Here is a 17,535-nt window from a genome sequence, read left to right as displayed (position 1 = left end):
GGAGAGATTCATATGAAAACAACAGTTAAAGATTTTATTTTGGATAACTTAACAGATAAAAATTTTGAAAAGCTAGTCAACACGTTAATTATAGAAAAAGCAAGGTTTTATCATGGCGGCTTTGATGATGAATTAATTGATACCGTAGAAAATTACTTAAGTAAACAAAACCCTAGTTACCCGAAAGGCAATACATTCGAAATACTAAATGAGATTAAGAAAGTTTCTACGGTTTATAAATCTAACTACAAAGATTTCCTTCTAATTGAAGAGTTGCAGGATTTGGAGGCATTGAATGACACATCGACATCATGGATGCCATCGCCGGAAAATACTCCAGAAGAGAATCCGAAAAAGGTGAAATATACAACGAGAGAGGAAACCGAGAACTCCACCGCTGAACCACTTGAAATGGAATTTGATCTTTCTGAAGCAGCGACTGATGATTTTTTAAGTGATGATTTCCTGGAAATGTCAGATGATGTACTGGAGACATCAGATGATGAAACACAAAAAGACAATTCAGAATATACTTTCATACAGGATATAAACATTGCTTTAATACCTAATGGATACGTGGGGTATGAGGATAGATTACATGAAATGAATATGGAGAACTATAAAGAATTTCTTCACGAGGAAAAAATTCAAACGGCTCTAGCACTGGCTAACTTTATCTATGAAGTGTTGCATTATTCAAATGAAAGCAAATTGGAAAATAATTTTGAGGAATTTTCTAATGAAACATCACATGTGAAAATAACGAATGATCATGAATACATAGACAGTTACGGAGTACAATTTCTCCTTGACAATAGATCACGGTATGTATCTGATAAAATGAAGAAAGCATTTTATAATATGAGCCGAAGTTTAATTATTGAAGAGGAATTATCCTATTATAATGACTCATTTTTTGAGTTTTCAATACTACCACCTAAATTTTTGGAGTACGAGGAATTAATAGAAGACCTAGAAATGGAACCGACTTATATCCTGGCCCCATTCACATTCTATCTGAATGAAGAATTATTCGTTCCAAAGGTTTCGGACAACGTTCTGAATGATATTCTTAGTCAATTAATCCACGTGCTTACCTTTCAAGGATTTACAAAAGAAGAACAAATAAGTAACATTAAATATTTTAATAGAGTATATGAACATAGGATCGTGTAACAAAAGCAGAGGATTTTTGACATAAGGATAAAAAAGTAGGAGTGACATTATGACTGCTCAAATTGTAGTAATGAATACAGGTGGGATCGCTTTGGCTTCGGACAGTGCGGTTACAATAAGAGGAAAAAAAGTATACAATTCAGCAGACAAGTTATTTGGTTTCACGGATGATCATACAATCGGAGTCATGATCCAATATTATTTCTTATTTCTATACCTGTACTTAATAAAAACGGACTGCTGGAATATATAGAGAAATAACATTTCTTACATATACTAAATCGTTATTTGTTAGTGTGTTCTAATAAAACAAACTTTAAAAGTCGAATCAGTAGGGTGGTGTTTGTAATGGCGAAGAAAACAACGCTGGAATGAAATAGGCCTGCTCGCAATCTTGCAGACCAAGATAGGCATATCAATAGTGCAAATAAGGAAATTGTTTTTGTTGATCTGATTACAATTACTATGTAAAATATATATTACTGTTTGTATCGCAAATGGTAAAATTATCCTGATAAAAGTCACCTAGGGGGAGATACCATGAATAAGCACAAAGGTCTAATTATGTTTTTGATGTTAAGTTTTGTATTAGTTTTAGCAGCTTGTGGAGACGAGGAGAAAGCCGAACAAACAGCCGGGGATAATCCACGAAACCATACAGCAGACGATTTTATGCCGTTAAGTGAAGGATTTGAAGAGTACCCTGTTTGGATTGAAACGGATGAAGACCCTGTTCGAGATTCAGTAATTAATAATATATACGTATTTAAAAAGGGCAAAGTAACGATGTATAACTTGGATGACGGTGATATAGGTGCAAGTGGAGTTGTAATCGAAGATATACTAGATATGTCTGATGATGAACTCATAGAATTTGCCCGTGAAACATCTAATAAGTTATATGACGATTACGAAAAGGAAGTTAAAGATAAAAAACTTTTTGATGTAGAAACGTATAATGAAGCCCAGAAGGAGTTTCATTGGGTTCTTGAAGATTTCTTTGGAAAAGACTACAAAGAATTCTCTGAGGCCTATTTTAAAGACCAAAAACCAATGACTGAAAATATTTATTACAACGTTGAAGGAGAAAGGCTCGAACAATCGTCAAGAAAATATACTCTTGATATAAAGATAGATGATTTAGGACAAAATACTGAAAAAATGGATCTTATCATACCAAACGCAACTTCTAAATTAGTGAATAATTCTGGTTCCAGTAGTTTGGGTGATTATATTAATTTCTTATTTTTTAATAAAGATACAATTCTTTTAAAAATGGACAACAAGGAAGGTTTTATTGAGCAAAAAGAAGGCTTCATTGAGCAACTTAAACAACACGGGAGTTTTGTAAAAAAGGATGGTTTTGAGCTATACCATCCACAAAACTTTGTACCTAATCCATTTGTTTGGGAAGAAGCAGACAAAGAACTCTCTATTGATGGAGTGAGCTTTAACCAAAAGGTTTTCGATACAACTTTTTCAGGTATAAAAACAGGTAGTGGAAGTATCTTAACCCGTGTAGATGATTCATTTGTTGGTTTTAGATTAGATGATCCAGATACCGATAAAGAAAATGTTACAATCGAAGGGAAATAAAAAGAAAGCATTGTTACATATCCATATAATCTATAACACTAACAGAACGTCATATTGGCGTTCTTTTTTATGCAATAATTCTTGTATAAAGTGTAATAAAAGAGTTAAAAGAATCAGGAGAAAAGAATGGAAATGTAACAGATGTGCCCGAATAATAAACAATTGATTTCTCCCACCCCTCAAACCCGCATTCCACCGTTTCCGTTAAAATAAAGTTTTGCTACGGAACCACCTTTTTGAAGGTTTTTCGGATCAAAAATGACCGTTTTTCGGACCTTTTTCCACCTGTTTTTTCACCTTTTTTTCGAAGTTGGAAAATAGTTTTGGGAATGGAAGAAAGAGAAAAACGAGAAAAGATTATTGAAAAAAAGACGAATATATATTGAACAATGATTCTTTTTATTATTGTACCACAATCAGAATGGATTATTGAACAAATCCTGTAATGATAAGGGTTGTGGCGATAGTTAATTTATGAAAAATCTATTGAATAGATATTGAAATGTATTGAAAATAGACACAAAAAATCCCGGGTTCTTATTGGAAAAAACCCGAGAATTTATTGGATTCTGGATGGAAAAGCAAATGTTTATTATTACGGAATTGGCGTTGGACTATCAAATATTTATTTTGACGAGCAAGAGTTTAATCTAGTTAGACAAATTTTCTCTCCAACAATACGACCGTCTCCACATGTGGTGTCTGTGGGAACATATCTACTGGCTGCACTTCCATTGTCTGATAACCGCCATCTTCTAAAATCCTTAAATCTCGTGCTAATGTCGATGGATTGCAGGAAACATACACAATTCGCTTAGGTTCTGAATCAATCATTGCTTGTAAGAAGTCTACTTCACAACCTTTGCGTGGTGGATCGACGATAATAACATCAGCTTTAAGCCCCTCTGCCTTCCACTGTGGCATTACTTTTTCCGCCTCACCTACATAGAATTCAGCATTGGTAATACCATTTAATTCAGCATTCATCTTGGCATCACGAATTGCATCTGGCACAACTTCTATACCATACACTTTCTTGGCCTTCTGAGCTAAAAATAATGATATTGTTCCTATACCACAGTACGCATCGATGACGACATCATCTTTATCAATCTCAGCATATTCTAGCGCTTTTTCATAAAGTACTTTCGTCTGTACAGGGTTTACTTGATAAAAGGATTTGGCAGATATTGCAAATGTAATGTCACCAATCTTATCATGGATATATTCCTCGCCCCAAAGTACTTTTGTCTTTTCACCTAGGATAACACTTGTTCGCTTATTATTTACATTTTGTATAATAGATTTAATATGAGGGAATTTTGCCGTAAGTTCTTGTATCAGTACATCCTTATTTGTAAGTTTATCTGTTTTTGTTACCAATACGACCATCGTTTCATTTGTAACAAAACCTGTACGCACCATAATATGGCGTAATTCTCCACTGTGTTTTTCTTCATTATACGCTTTGATTCCAATTCTACCTGCGATTTGTCTCGTTGCTTTTACAATTTGATTAATCTCTTCGTTTTGAATACTGCACGAATCTAAGTTCTCTAGGATACGATGACTGCGCCTTTGATAAAACCCAGTTATAAGTTCGCCATTTTTTTCACCGACCGGAATTTGTACTTTATTGCGATAGTTAAATGGGTTGTCCATCCCAATTATTGGGTGTATTGGAACATGGTCAAGATGAGCAACTTTCTTCATGACATTTTTCACCTGATTTTGTTTCATTTCAAGCTGTAGCTTATAGCTCATATGTTGTAACTGACATCCCCCACAATGCACATGACATGTTGGTTCAATTCGTTCTGAACTTTTCTTTGTGAGTTCCAGTAATTTGCCGTATCCAAAGTTTTTATTTGCTTTTACTACCTTTACGACCCCTACTTCTCCGGGTAATGCATTCGGAACAAATAATGGATAACCATTAATTTTTGTAACCCCATTTCCTTCATGGGTCAAATCTTCAAATGAAAGTGTAAGCTCCTCATTCTTTTTTACAGGTATTATATGTTTTGCCATAGGTATCTTCCTTTTACAGTCATTATTGTGCCTATAATCTTACCATATCTTTTGTAGAAAAATCATTCCTTATTACCTTTTATAAGAATAAAGAAGACTGCATACTAATCAGTCTTCTTCGCAATACCATAATTTTATAAATTACTTAGCCAAATTCCTATAGCAGTTCCAGCATAGTTTCCGATAATATAACCCATCGTACCAACTAATAAGATTGGTCCAACTAGTTTTGACCAACCTTTTGAAATAGCCATCGCAGCGGCTGTCGTTGGGCCACCTATATTTGCATTACTTGATAGAATAATTTCTTCCAATGAAAACTTGAATAATTTCCCGAGAACAAAAGATATCAACATATTAATGGCAACCATAATCATTACAAAGACCAAAATTAGTGGAGCATGCTGAATAATAAGTGGAAGCGATGCTGGAACACCAATTACCACAAAGAAGATATAAATTAAGTAAGTTCCAATTTCCTGAGCACCATTAATATTATCAAAATAACGAGGAAATAAAGTTACAACTAACATAGTAATCGTTGTTAACATTAAGTAGTTATCTCCAAATATTCCATTCAACACATTTAGTAAAAAGTTAACATTCTCACCTGAAGGAATTAGATTATCGAAGACCTCTGCTATCTTAAAGGAGACTGCCACAATAACAAATGCGGTACCAACTGCAAGGGCAACGTCCTTTAAGGATACTTCCTTTCTATTCCAATAAGAGGATGCCATATTGTCGTTACTGTTTGTACCACGTTCCATTTCATCCATATATGGTGTGTTATATTTTTTTCTAAAGAAGCTGAGTGTTGGAATAAGAATTAATACAAGGAAATAGATTGCCATTAACAAATTATCTGCAACAACAGTAGCCGAAACAATTTCACCTGGGACTTCAAACTTAGCTGACATTGCAGCAAAGTTTACTCCTCCTCCAATATAGGAACCAGTCATCATTGCCGCTATTTTGTCAAGACCAGGAATGATGTCCTTCAATAAGAAAAATCCGATTATTGCACCTGCAACCGTTCCAATCGATCCTAACAAGAACATAACTAATAATCTTCCACTCTCGTTCCATATCTTTAAAATATTTGAACGGAATAACAAAAGTGGAATAGATAATGGCACGACATATGACCATACCGTATCATAAACAGGGGATGCTGTTGGAATAACATTTAGATTTGCCAAAATCATAGCACCGATTAATGCAATAATTGCTCCCGAAATTTTTGAAGCCCAGCTATATTTTTGTTCTAAATAAATACTCACAGCTGCCCATCCTGCTAAAATTGCCCATAGTATCCACGTATCATCTGGTTGGATAATAGAATAAATCATGTTTATCTCCCTCACTCCCTTAAAAAAAACAAATTTATCATAATACTCAATCTTTAACTAATCATATAATATTAACTACTATGTGTAAACGGCCAGCAAAAAGCCTTTATCATTTTTTTCAACTACCATAAATTAACTGAGCTGAGACCAAAAAAGCCTGATTTACTAAATCAGACTCTAGCATTATATATATTCTGCCGATGCTTCCTTTTGAACAAACTCCTCTGGCACCATGAAATCAATATGCTGCTGCAGATTAATGAATTCTCCTGGTAATAATCCACCATATTCCCCGTCAATATTCAGCTGCATCTTCTCTTCAGGGATAACTTTGATATGCTTCGCTTGCGTATAGATTATTTTATCATCGTCTAAGTGAGCTCCACGCAATGCCAGGGTTGCAATCCGAACAAACTCTGCTAAATTCACTTTGCGCAAAATCATTAAATCAAAGTAACCATCTTCCAGGTTTGCATCTGGTGCTAGTTTTTCAAAACCCCCAACCGAATTCGTGTTGGATATGAGGAAAATCATAATGTCTTCTTCAATCACATTCCCATCATACTCGATTCTTACCCTAGCTGGTTTTAAGGAAGGAAGCATCTCAATCCCTTTCACATAATAAGCCAACTGTCCGAGAACCGTTTTTAATTTGATCGGAACATCATACGTTAATTCAGTGAGTTTACCGCCACCAGCTATATTAATGAAATAATGCTCATTTACTTTTCCGATATCAAGTAACATAGAGTGACCGCTGGTAATTACATCGACAGCCTTCATTATATCACGTGGAATGTGCAGTGCCCTTGCAAAGTCATTGGTTGTTCCTGTTGGGATAATTCCAAGCTTCGGTCGGTTTTCCTGTTCCGCTAGTCCATGAATCACTTCATTAATCGTACCGTCACCACCTGCAGCAATTACTAAATCGAAGCCTCTTTCAATCGCATGTTTTGCTGCCTTAATTGCATCTCCCTCACCAGTAGTCGCATGGGTAGATGTTTCATATCCAGCATTTTCCAGTTTCTGCAAAACCGTTGGTAGTTCCTTTTTAAAGGCTTCTCTTCCAGAAGTTGGATTATAAATAATACGGGCTTTTTTCATCTGTTTACCTCCCCACTAATCCCAGAATTAGGGTCTATGTCAGGCTTTATATAGCTTATGCTATTTTGTAGAAAAAGTCTAGACTACGATTCCAAATAGTAATCGTAGTCTTAGTAATAGTTTCGCTTAGAGAAACCCCTAGCGTTAATTATCTTTTTTCAATTTCTTCTTTAAGAATCTTATTAACTAATGGTGGGTTAGCTTGTCCTTTTGAAGCTTTCATGATTTGTCCGACTAAGTAACCGAGTGCTTTCCCTTTACCAGCTTTGAAATCAATGATTGATTGTTCATTTTCATCTAATACGCCATTTACAATTACTTTTAATTGTTCAGGGTCAGAAATTTGAACAAGCCCTTTTTCTTTTACAATCGTTTCAGGGTCTCCGCCTTTATCAACGAGCTCAGCAAATACTTTCTTCGCAATCTTAGAAGAAATTGTCCCATCTTCAATTAGGTTAATCATTTTCGCTAACGCTTCTGGTGTAATCGCTAATTCTTGAAGTTCCTTATAATGCTTGTTCATATAAGCTGAAACTTCACCCATTAACCAGTTCGATACTTGTTTAACATCCGCACCGTGTCCGGTAGCTTCTTCAAAGAAATCTGCCATTTCCTTTGAGCTTGTTAACACACTTGCATCATATTCAGATAACCCTAACTCCTTGATATAGCGTGCGCGGCGTGCATCTGGTAATTCAGGAATCTCAGCACGTACACGCTCTTTCCATGCTTCATCAATATAAAGTGGAACCAAGTCCGGCTCTGGGAAGTAGCGATAATCATCTGAACCTTCTTTCACACGCATGAGAATCGTTTCTTTAGTCTTCTCATCATATCGACGCGTTTCTTGAAGAATTTCTCCACCTGTTAAGAGTACTTTCTCTTGGCGTTTTTCTTCAAATTCTAACCCTTTTTGTACATAAGTAAACGAGTTCAGATTTTTCAATTCCGTTTTTGTACCGAATTTTTCTTGACCGATTGGGCGTAAGGAAATGTTCGCATCACAACGTAATGAACCTTCTTGCATCTTCACATCGGAAACACCTGTATACTGAATAATATTTTTCAACTTCTCTAAATATGCATATGCTTCTTCAGGTGTACGCATATCTGGTTCAGATACAATCTCAATTAATGGTGTCCCTTGGCGGTTAAAGTCAACATAAGAATAACCATCATCACCGTGCGTTAGTTTTCCAGCATCTTCTTCTAAATGAAGTCTAGTAATACCAATTTTCTTTTTCTTACCATTTACTTCAATTTCAATCCAGCCATGTTCGCCAATCGGTTTGTCAAATTGCGAAATTTGATATGCTTTTGGATTGTCTGGATAGAAATAGTTTTTACGATCAAATTTCGTATCTGTCGCAATTTCACAATTAAGTGCCATTGCTGCTTTCATTGCAAAATTAACAGCTTCTTCATTTAAAACGGGAAGGGTTCCAGGATAACCCAAATCAATTGGATTAACATTCGAATTAGGGTCTGATCCAAATGCATTTACACTTGGACTAAAGATTTTTGATTGTGTTTTTAATTCTACATGTACTTCTAGACCTATAATCGTTTCGAAATTCATTATTTGGCACCTCCTATTTGAGGTCGTTTTGTATGATAATCTGTTGCTTGTTCAAATGCATGTGCCGTACGATAAACGGTACTCTCATCAAAATGCTTCCCAATAATTTGTAATCCAATAGGCAAACCATTTTCAGAGAATCCACAAGGAACCGAAATTCCTGGTACACCAGCAAGGTTCACCGGAATGGTTAGAATATCATTTGCATACATGGTTAGCGGATCATTGATTTTTTCTCCGACCTTAAATGCAGGTGTTGGAGTCGTTGGTCCAATGACAACATCATAGTCTTCGAAAATTTTATCAAAGTCATTTTTTATTAATGTACGTACTTTTTGTGCCTTTTTATAGTAGGCATCGTAGTAACCAGAACTTAGGGCAAACGTACCTAGCATAATACGGCGTTTTACTTCCTTACCAAAGCCCTCACTACGAGACATTTTGAACATATCAATCATGTTATCCGCATTCTCAGAACGTACCCCGTAGCGTACGCCATCAAAACGTGCTAGGTTAGCAGATGCTTCCGATGAAGATAATAGATAATACGTTGCTACCGCGTATTTAGAATGAGGTAAGGATACTTCTTCCCATGTTGCACCAAGTGATTCATACACTTTAAGTGCATTCATCACCGCTTCTTTTACTTCAGGATTAACTCCTTCTGCAAGGTATTCTTTTGGAACAGCGATTTTTAGTCCTTTTACATCATTCGTTAAGCTTTGCGTATATTTCGGCACATCAACATTTGCACTCGTAGCATCCATCTTGTCATGACCAGCAATTACTTCTAACACTCTAGCATTATCTTCTACAGTGCGAGTTATTGGTCCAATCTGATCAAGAGATGACGCAAATGCAACTAAACCGAATCGAGAAACACGTCCATATGTAGGTTTCATTCCAACAACACCACAGAATGCTGCTGGTTGGCGAATGGAACCACCAGTATCAGATCCAAGAGAGAATAATACTTCACCAGCTGCTACCGCTGCAGCTGAACCACCGCTAGATCCTCCTGGAACATGGTCTGTATTCCATGGGTTACGAGCCCCTGTATAACTTGAATTTTCATTCGATGAACCCATTGCAAATTCGTCCATATTTAGTTTACCGACTGTAACGATTTTTTCGTTATTTAACTTTTGCATCACTGTAGCATCATATAATGGATCTTCAAAGTTATCTAAAAACTGACTTGCACATGTTGTGCGCAGTCCTTTTGTCATGATATTATCTTTAATACCCGCTGGCATTCCGAACAGACTCGCTCCATGGTCTTTTGCATTATCTAAAGCTTTTGCTTTTGCTTTCGCATCTGCTTCATTTAATGTTAAGAATGCATGAATTTGATCATCTACCTCTTCAATACGCTTATAGGATTCTGCAACTAAATCCTCTACCGTTATTTCATTATTATGTAATTTTTCTTCTAATTCTTTAATTGTATGGTCAAATAACGCCATTATTAGGTTCCCTCCTTATTCTAGAATTGATGGTACACGGAATTGCCCGTCTTTTTTGTCTGGTGCATTTTTTAATGCCTCTTCTTGTGTAATCCATTCTTTCGATTCATCTTTACGCATGACGTTTTTAAGATCTAATACATGTGTCGTTGGTTCTACGTTCTCTGTATCAAGCTCATTTAATTGTTCTGCATATTGAATAATCGCACCTAACTCTTCGGTCAATTTCTCTACTTCCTCATCAGTCACTGCTAGTCTTGCCAAATGTGCAACATGCTTTACTTGTTCCTTTGAGATATCCGCCAATTCGTAACCCTCCAAACTGTTATCTATATTCAATATAACCATAATTTACTATTATAACACTACGATAATAGCAGAGAAAGTCGCATGTTGGCAAATTATGTTATAGAATGCCCTTCGCTCCTAAACCTTAGAAAAAGCTACTCTTCCTAGGGAATGATTCCGTAAAAAAAATAGCTTGTTCCATTAATCATAAATATGAATCGTAGGGGATTCGTCGCCGGCATTTCTAAAAATTAAACTCTCCGCTCCATTGCTTGAGGTTACATTGATTTCTAAATCGTAATAATTACTAAACATGTCTTGTACTAAACCATACGTGTATTGCGTGAAACCAGTAACCTCTGTTTTACCATAAAATTCAAGAGGTATATCAATGACCAATTTCTGTAATTCCTTATCAATATAAAACCCTTCACCAATAAAGCCAACATAGTTAGGGAAAAATTGAGCAATTTCATTTCCGAAACTATTTACAAGCTCATAATCATCCAAATATTCCTTGCTAGCCTCATCCGATGGAAAGAGAATATACTCTTCATTGATTGTTTCCCACTCACCAATCACGTCTCCAGTATTTACTGTCGTCTTCGCAACAAAGTTTCCCGGAACAGGGGAATTTTGATCTTCTTCTCTATATAGAGCTACCATGATTGGTATATCTGCTAATCCCTCTTTTTCTCGAATATTTGTTACGAGCGTTTGGGCATATTCCTTTCCTTTTTCAAGCATTTCTTTCATCGGAATGTCCTCATAATAGTAAGGTCCTCCGGTTTCTGTCTGGAAGCGATAAACAGATTTCAACGCAATTCCAATTGACATTCCTTCTAATTCAACTTCAACGGTGTTATCTTTCTCCTTTCGTTTTAAATAATTTTGCTCTAAAATATGTGACAGGTATCGTGGATTTTCTTCGTAATAATCGATTTTTTCCTCCTGATCCATATCTTCTTGTTCCTCTTCCGTTAATCGTGCGGGGTTTAACCCATCTATCCAGCTAAATAAGTCATCTGTCGTTAAGTATTGTCCTTCTTGAAAGTATAATTTTTCTGGATCAAATACTTCTTTTGAATGACGCATTAATCCTTGCTCCATCTCATCGATATCTACACGATTTGCCATTTGATTCGTAATAACCCCTCTAGCCTCACTCGTCTCATATGGCAAGATAATTGGGTACGTCTCGTTCGATAATTGATTACTCGGAACAATGAATGTCTGTTGCTCTGTGCCTTCTTCATCATTTTGCAATACTTCTTCATCTTCACTGTTATTAGGTACACACCCAGCAAGGAGTATAATTGCACATAGAAGAGCTATAATCTTATTTTTCATCTTACTCACTCCTCATGCTATCTACGGCTTCTTTTAATTGTTGTTCATTCCAAATCATTATTCCAAGTTTTTCTGCTTTATCATATTTAGAACCAGCATCTTCCCCAGCAATTAATATATCCGTTTTTTTACTAACGCTACCTGTAACTTTTCCACCCATTGATTCTATAAATTCCTTTGCTTCATTACGAGTGAAAATCTCCATTTTCCCTGTTAGTACAACTACTTTCCCAGCAAAAATGCTATCACTACTTCCTTCAGCCTTCTTCGGACCTTTGTAAACCATATTCACATTTAATTCTTTCAGTTCATTTAATAAATCAATTACCTTCTGCTCTTTAAAGTATTGGACAATGGAATCAGCCATTTTATCACCAATCTCATCTACAGCAACAAGTTCCTCATATGTCTGTTGTTGTAGCTCTTCCATCGTTTCAAATTCCAATGCTAGGGTTTTCGCTGCTTTTGCACCAATAAAGCGAATCCCTAAACCAAATAACAATCGTTCAAGTGAGTTCTCTTTCGACGTTTCAATCGCATTCAGTAAATTATCAACTGACTTTTCACCCATTCTTTCTAGTCCGAGTAGTGCATCCCGCTCTAGTCGGTACAAATCAGCAATTGTGTGGATTAATTTTTCCCCAAACAGTTGAATAATTACTTTTTCGCCTAATCCATCAATATTCATGGCATTTCTTGATACAAAATGTATGAGCCCTTCCATCAATTGTGCAGGACAATTCGGATTCATGCAGCGTAAAGCTACTTCTCCCTCTAATCTAACGAGTTCATTCCCACATGCTGGACAATCTGTTGGCATATGAAATTCTTCTTCTTCACCTGTCCGCTTTTCTTCCACAACACGGACAACTTTCGGTATAATGTCCCCCGCCTTTTTAATCACAACGGTATCCCCGACACGTAAATCTTGTTCACGTATGAGATCTTCATTATGAAGCGTCGCACGCCCAACCGTTGACCCAGCAACTTTCACAGGTTCCAATATAGCAGTAGGTGTAATGACCCCTGTCCTGCCGATACTTAATTCAATATCCATTAGCTTTGTCATCACTTCTTCAGCAGGAAACTTATAGGCAATTGCCCATCGAGGACTTTTGGCTGTATATCCTAGCTCTTCTTGTTGGTCTAAATTATCTACTTTTATCACGATTCCATCAATTTCATAATTTAGATTCGGACGTTCTTTTGTCCAATAATTGATAAACTCAAGAACCTCTTCAATTGTTTCACATTTCTTCCACTCAGGATTCGTCTTGAGTCCAAGTTCCTTGAGCTTCTCTAAACGTCCACTATGGGTTGTTAAGGTACTTGATGGCCACTGCCCAACAGCATACAAGAAAATGTCAAGACTGCGCTTAGCAGCAATTTTTGGATCTAGTTGCCTTAATGAACCGGCTGCCGCATTCCTAGGATTTGCAAAAAGCTCCTCACCATTTTCACTTCTTTCTTCATTAAGCTTTGTAAAGGATTTATGAGGCATAAATGCTTCCCCACGAACTTCTAGCGTTTCCTTTTCAGCAATCGTTAATGGAATGCTTCGGATTGTTTTCAAATTATTTGTTATATCCTCACCAATTGTTCCGTCTCCACGTGTTGCCCCGCGAACGAATTTCCCATTTTCATACGTAAGGGAGACAGCCAGACCATCAATTTTTAATTCACAGACAAATGAAATTGGACCATCTACTGCTTCACTAGCCCGTCTTGCGAAATCACGTACGTCCCCTTCATTAAAGGCATTTCCTAAACTAAGCATTGGGACATTATGTTCAACTTTACTGAAACCTTCTAACGGTTCTCCCCCAATACGCTGTGTAGGAGAGTCTGCTGTAATGAGTTCAGGGAACAGTTCTTCTAATTTTTTTAGTTCCTGAATTTTTTCGTCGTATTCCGAGTCAGGAACAGTTGGCTTATCTAAAACATAATATTCATGGCCGTACCTGTTTAATATACTTCTTAGTGCTTCCACTTTTTCGATTGCTTGTTGTTTATCCACGATTTTGCACTCCTTATTGTTTCGTTATTGGAGCAAATTGTGCTAGTAATCGCTTGATACCTACTGGTGCTGGGAATGCAACGTCAATTTCCATCTTTTCTCCTTCACCTGTCACTTTCACAACGGTACCAACACCCCATTTTTTATGCAATGCTTTATCCCCTGGCCCCCATGCTTCACTTTCAGCACCTGTCGTTTTTTGCATGCGCTCGGCTTTACGTTTCACTAGTGCTGGTCTATCTTTTGCTTTAAAGGTTGGGGTTGGGGTCCCAAACATAATTTCTTTCGCTTGCTCAATTCCATCGATAAGATCTTCGGGGATCTCATTAATAAATCTACTAATTGGATTCATGTTCGTTCTACCATATAATGTACGCATTTTCGCATGGGTTAAGTAAAGTTCTTTTTCAGCACGCGTGATTCCAACATATGCTAGCCTACGTTCCTCTTCCATCTCATTCTCATCAGTCATTGACCTGCTATGTGGAAATACATTTTCCTCAAGTCCAATTAAGAATACGATTGGGAACTCTAAACCTTTAGCAGCATGTAACGTCATTAATGTGACTTTTGCTTCATTATCATCCTCTTCATCGTCAACACGGTCAATATCCGCAATTAATGCAAGATCCGTTAAGAAAGCAACGAGTGTTTTATCTTCGGCATTCTTTTCAAAGTCCTTTGTAACTGTCATGAATTCCTCTAAGTTTTCTAGACGGCTTTGTGATTCAATCGTATGCTCGTTTTTAAGCATTTGTTCATAGCCTGTCCGTTCTAGAACGGCTTCAACCATATCTGTTGCCGTTAGAAATTCCTGTTGTTGTGATAGTGTCTGAATCAGATTTCCGAATTCTGCTAATGCATTTGCTGCTTTTTTCGATACACCTGTAAAATCTACTTCTTTAACCGTGTCAAAAAAGGAAAGATCATGTTCTGCTGCATACGCACGCAACCGTTCAATCGATGTTTTTCCAATTCCACGTTTCGGTTCATTTACCACACGTTCAAAGCTAATATCATCATCTGGATTCGTAATCAATCGTAAATATGCGAGCATATCTTTAATTTCTTTCCTGTCATAGAACTTTGTTCCACCAACCATCTGATACGCCGTACCTGATTTTACTAGCGTATCCTCGATTGCACGAGACTGAGCATTCGTACGATAAAGTATCGCGACATCATTCGGTGAATAACCTTCTTTTCTTGTTAGGTCCTGAATTTTATCTGTTACAAACAAGGCTTCTTCTTGTTCTGTCGTTCCTTGATAGTAATGAATCTTTTTCCCATCTGGGTTTTCCGTCCACAGATTTTTAGGTTTACGCCCCGAATTGTTTGCAATCACTTTATTTGCTGCTGCTAGAATAGATTTCGTTGAACGGTAGTTTTGTTCAAGAAAAACAGTTTTGGATGCTGGATAGTCATTTTCAAAAGAAAGGATATTTGAAATATCTGCTCCTCGCCATGCATAAATCGACTGGTCAGAGTCCCCTACTACACATAAATTCTGATAACGACTCGCTAATTGTTTAACGAGAGAATATTGTGCATGGTTCGTATCTTGATACTCATCAACATGAATGTACTGAAAACGACGTTGATAGTATTCCAATACTTCAGGAACACGTTTGAATAAATGAATGGTCTGCATAATCAAGTCATCAAAGTCCAGTGACTGGTTTTTACGAAGCATTTTTTGATACCCTTCATAAATTTGAGCAACTTGTCTATCATAGAAATTTCCTGCTTTTTTACTGAACTCCTCAGGGGTAATGAGTTCATTTTTTGCAGAACTTATTTGTCCAATCATTGCTCGTGGGTCCATCTTTTTCGGGTCAATATTTAAGTTCTTCAACACTTGTTTCACGACAGATAACTGGTCACCACTATCCAAAATAGTGAAATTACTATTATAACCGATCCGATCAATATCTCTACGTAGAATACGTACACACATAGAGTGAAATGTTGATACCCACATATTCCCGCTGTCTGGTCCGACTAGTTTGCTAACACGGTCCCTCATTTCTCTTGCTGCTTTGTTGGTAAATGTAATTGCCAAAATACTTCTAGGGGAGACGTCCTTTTCCCCGATTAAATAGGCAATGCGATGTGTTAACACTCTTGTTTTTCCACTACCTGCCCCAGCCATAATAAGAAGTGGCCCTTCTGTTGTTTTGACTGCTTCTTGCTGCTGTTTATTTAATCCTTTTAATAAGTCATCCATCGTCTGACTCACTTGCCACACCTCCAAATTAATTCTCTTTTACTGCACGTACTGTTTCTATTGCCTGTTCATAATTCGTATATATACTATTGCCGACGACAATTACATCAGCATGTTGTTTCATTTCTTTGGCTTGTGAAGGGGTCTCAATCCCTCCCCCATAAAATAACAGTGTTTCATTCAACTGATTCTTCACCTGTTTTACTAATGTTGGATCACCGTACATTCCACTATACTCGACATAGAAGATTGGTAAATGAAATACATGTTCTGCCATATAGGCATAGGCTATTGTATCATGTATATCTGGTAAATAACTATTTGTATATTGAAAAGCCTTTGAATCCTCATTTAAGATGCAATATCCTTCAAAGATCATCTCAGGGTAGTGTAAAAAATCCTTATATTCTTTAATTGCTTGATGATGGACATCCATCATCCATTTCTTTTCTTTGGAATTCAGCACCATCGGAATAAAGTAATAATCAAATCCAGGGGTAATTGCTTCCATCGAGGAGACTTCTAAAATACATGGAACCGTACTGACCTTGTCAAGTCTTTCTTGTAGATTTATGATACCATCTTCCGTTATATTATCCGTTCCACCGACAATAATTGCATCCGTACCCGATTCACATACACCTTTTAGATGGTCACTAGAAATTTCTTTTGCTGGATCGAGCTTGAATACATGCTTCCATTCACGCATTTTATTTATCAAATAATTAGTCCTCCATTGTTCAAATTCCATTAACTCATTATATCAAAAATCACTGTTGAAATTTAGCGATATGAGCAATTATTTTTGGGTTGTGTTGTGAGGGGGTGGAGGGTCCTCGGGGAATACACTCTCTTCTCGGGATATGCACTTTCTTCTCGGGATATCTGCTCTCTTCTCTGGATATCTGCTCTCTTCTCTGGATTTCTGCTCTCTTCTCTGGATTTCTGCTCTCTTCTCGGGATTTCTGCTCTCTTCTCAGGATTTCTGCTCTCTTCTCGGGATATCTGCTCCCTTCTCGGGATATGTGCTCTCTTCTCAGGATTTCTGCGCTCTTCTCAGGATATCTGCGCTCTTCTCGGGATTTCTGCTCTCTTCTCGGGATTTATCCTCTATTCTCGGGATTTCTGCTCGCTTCTCGGGATTTATCCTCGCTTCTCGGGATTTCTGCTCGCTTCTCGGGATTTATCCTCTCTTCTCGGGATTTATCCTCTCTTCTCGGGATTTATCGATTAAGCCCGTATAATTGTGTAAAAAGAAAAGGGCCAATCATCAACCCCATGTTACAATGTTTTTAACCACAAAAATATCGTAATAGGAGGAATTGATGATGACCCAACTTAATTTTACA

The 17,535-nt window shown here is 37.0% G+C and carries 13 protein-coding genes; 3 read left to right on the top strand and 10 right to left on the bottom strand.

The genetic code is table 11. From position 1 onward, the window contains the following. The first annotated feature begins 12 nt into the window (after window positions 1–12). From D8M05_RS16430 to D8M05_RS16420, 3 genes are all read left to right on the top strand, one after another. Window positions 13–1,176 (top strand): hypothetical protein, encoded by a 1,164-nt coding sequence (locus D8M05_RS16430; protein ID WP_121133754.1) that lies wholly within the window; start codon window positions 13–15, stop codon window positions 1,174–1,176. A 49-nt stretch (window positions 1,177–1,225) separates the two neighbouring features. Beyond that, window positions 1,226–1,429, top strand: a complete 204-nt coding sequence (locus tag D8M05_RS16425; RefSeq protein ID WP_121133752.1) for a hypothetical protein — start codon at window positions 1,226–1,228, stop codon at window positions 1,427–1,429. A 287-nt stretch (window positions 1,430–1,716) separates the two neighbouring features. Next, window positions 1,717–2,772 (top strand): hypothetical protein, encoded by a 1,056-nt coding sequence (locus tag D8M05_RS16420; protein ID WP_121133750.1) that lies wholly within the window; start codon window positions 1,717–1,719, stop codon window positions 2,770–2,772. Window positions 2,773–3,426: 654 nt separating this feature from the next. Here the strand turns inward: D8M05_RS16420 and rlmD are convergent. The 10 genes from rlmD to pcrB form a co-directional block, all read right to left on the bottom strand. Beyond that, window positions 3,427–4,803, bottom strand: a complete 1,377-nt coding sequence (gene rlmD / locus D8M05_RS16415; protein WP_121133748.1) for a 23S rRNA (uracil(1939)-C(5))-methyltransferase RlmD — start codon at window positions 4,801–4,803, stop codon at window positions 3,427–3,429. A 134-nt stretch (window positions 4,804–4,937) separates the two neighbouring features. Further along, window positions 4,938–6,155, bottom strand: coding sequence for a DUF819 family protein (locus tag D8M05_RS16410; RefSeq protein WP_121133746.1), 1,218 nt, complete (start codon window positions 6,153–6,155; stop codon window positions 4,938–4,940). Window positions 6,156–6,338: 183 nt separating this feature from the next. Continuing rightward, on the bottom strand, window positions 6,339–7,259 hold the full coding sequence (locus D8M05_RS16405) for a diacylglycerol kinase (protein ID WP_121133744.1): 921 nt from the start codon (window positions 7,257–7,259) through the stop codon (window positions 6,339–6,341). A gap of 148 nt (window positions 7,260–7,407) precedes the next feature. Then, on the bottom strand, window positions 7,408–8,838 hold the full coding sequence (gene gatB / locus D8M05_RS16400) for an Asp-tRNA(Asn)/Glu-tRNA(Gln) amidotransferase subunit GatB (protein ID WP_121133742.1): 1,431 nt from the start codon (window positions 8,836–8,838) through the stop codon (window positions 7,408–7,410). After that, the gene (gene gatA / locus D8M05_RS16395; protein WP_121133740.1) at window positions 8,838–10,304 is read right to left on the bottom strand and encodes an Asp-tRNA(Asn)/Glu-tRNA(Gln) amidotransferase subunit GatA; all 1,467 of its coding nucleotides are present in this window, start codon (window positions 10,302–10,304) and stop codon (window positions 8,838–8,840) included. Before gatA ends, gatB begins: the two co-directional genes overlap by 1 nt. A gap of 15 nt (window positions 10,305–10,319) precedes the next feature. Beyond that, entirely contained in the window at window positions 10,320–10,610 is a 291-nt protein-coding gene (gatC, locus tag D8M05_RS16390; RefSeq protein ID WP_121133738.1) for an Asp-tRNA(Asn)/Glu-tRNA(Gln) amidotransferase subunit GatC, read from the bottom strand. 183 nt (window positions 10,611–10,793) lie between these two features. Beyond that, window positions 10,794–11,942, bottom strand: a complete 1,149-nt coding sequence (locus D8M05_RS16385; protein WP_121133737.1) for a CamS family sex pheromone protein — start codon at window positions 11,940–11,942, stop codon at window positions 10,794–10,796. Window position 11,943: 1 nt separating this feature from the next. Beyond that, entirely contained in the window at window positions 11,944–13,959 is a 2,016-nt protein-coding gene (ligA, locus tag D8M05_RS16380) for an NAD-dependent DNA ligase LigA (protein WP_121133735.1), read from the bottom strand. A gap of 13 nt (window positions 13,960–13,972) precedes the next feature. Further along, window positions 13,973–16,198 (bottom strand): DNA helicase PcrA, encoded by a 2,226-nt coding sequence (gene pcrA, locus D8M05_RS16375; protein WP_121133733.1) that lies wholly within the window; start codon window positions 16,196–16,198, stop codon window positions 13,973–13,975. A gap of 16 nt (window positions 16,199–16,214) precedes the next feature. Then, window positions 16,215–16,895, bottom strand: coding sequence for a heptaprenylglyceryl phosphate synthase (gene pcrB, locus D8M05_RS16370; protein ID WP_379542955.1), 681 nt, complete (start codon window positions 16,893–16,895; stop codon window positions 16,215–16,217). Window positions 16,896–17,535 lie beyond the last annotated feature (640 nt).

This window comes from Oceanobacillus bengalensis (assembly GCF_003628445.1).
Classification (GTDB): Bacteria; Bacillota; Bacilli; order Bacillales; family Amphibacillaceae; genus Oceanobacillus; species Oceanobacillus bengalensis.
This window is presented reverse-complemented; position numbering and strand designations above follow the sequence as displayed.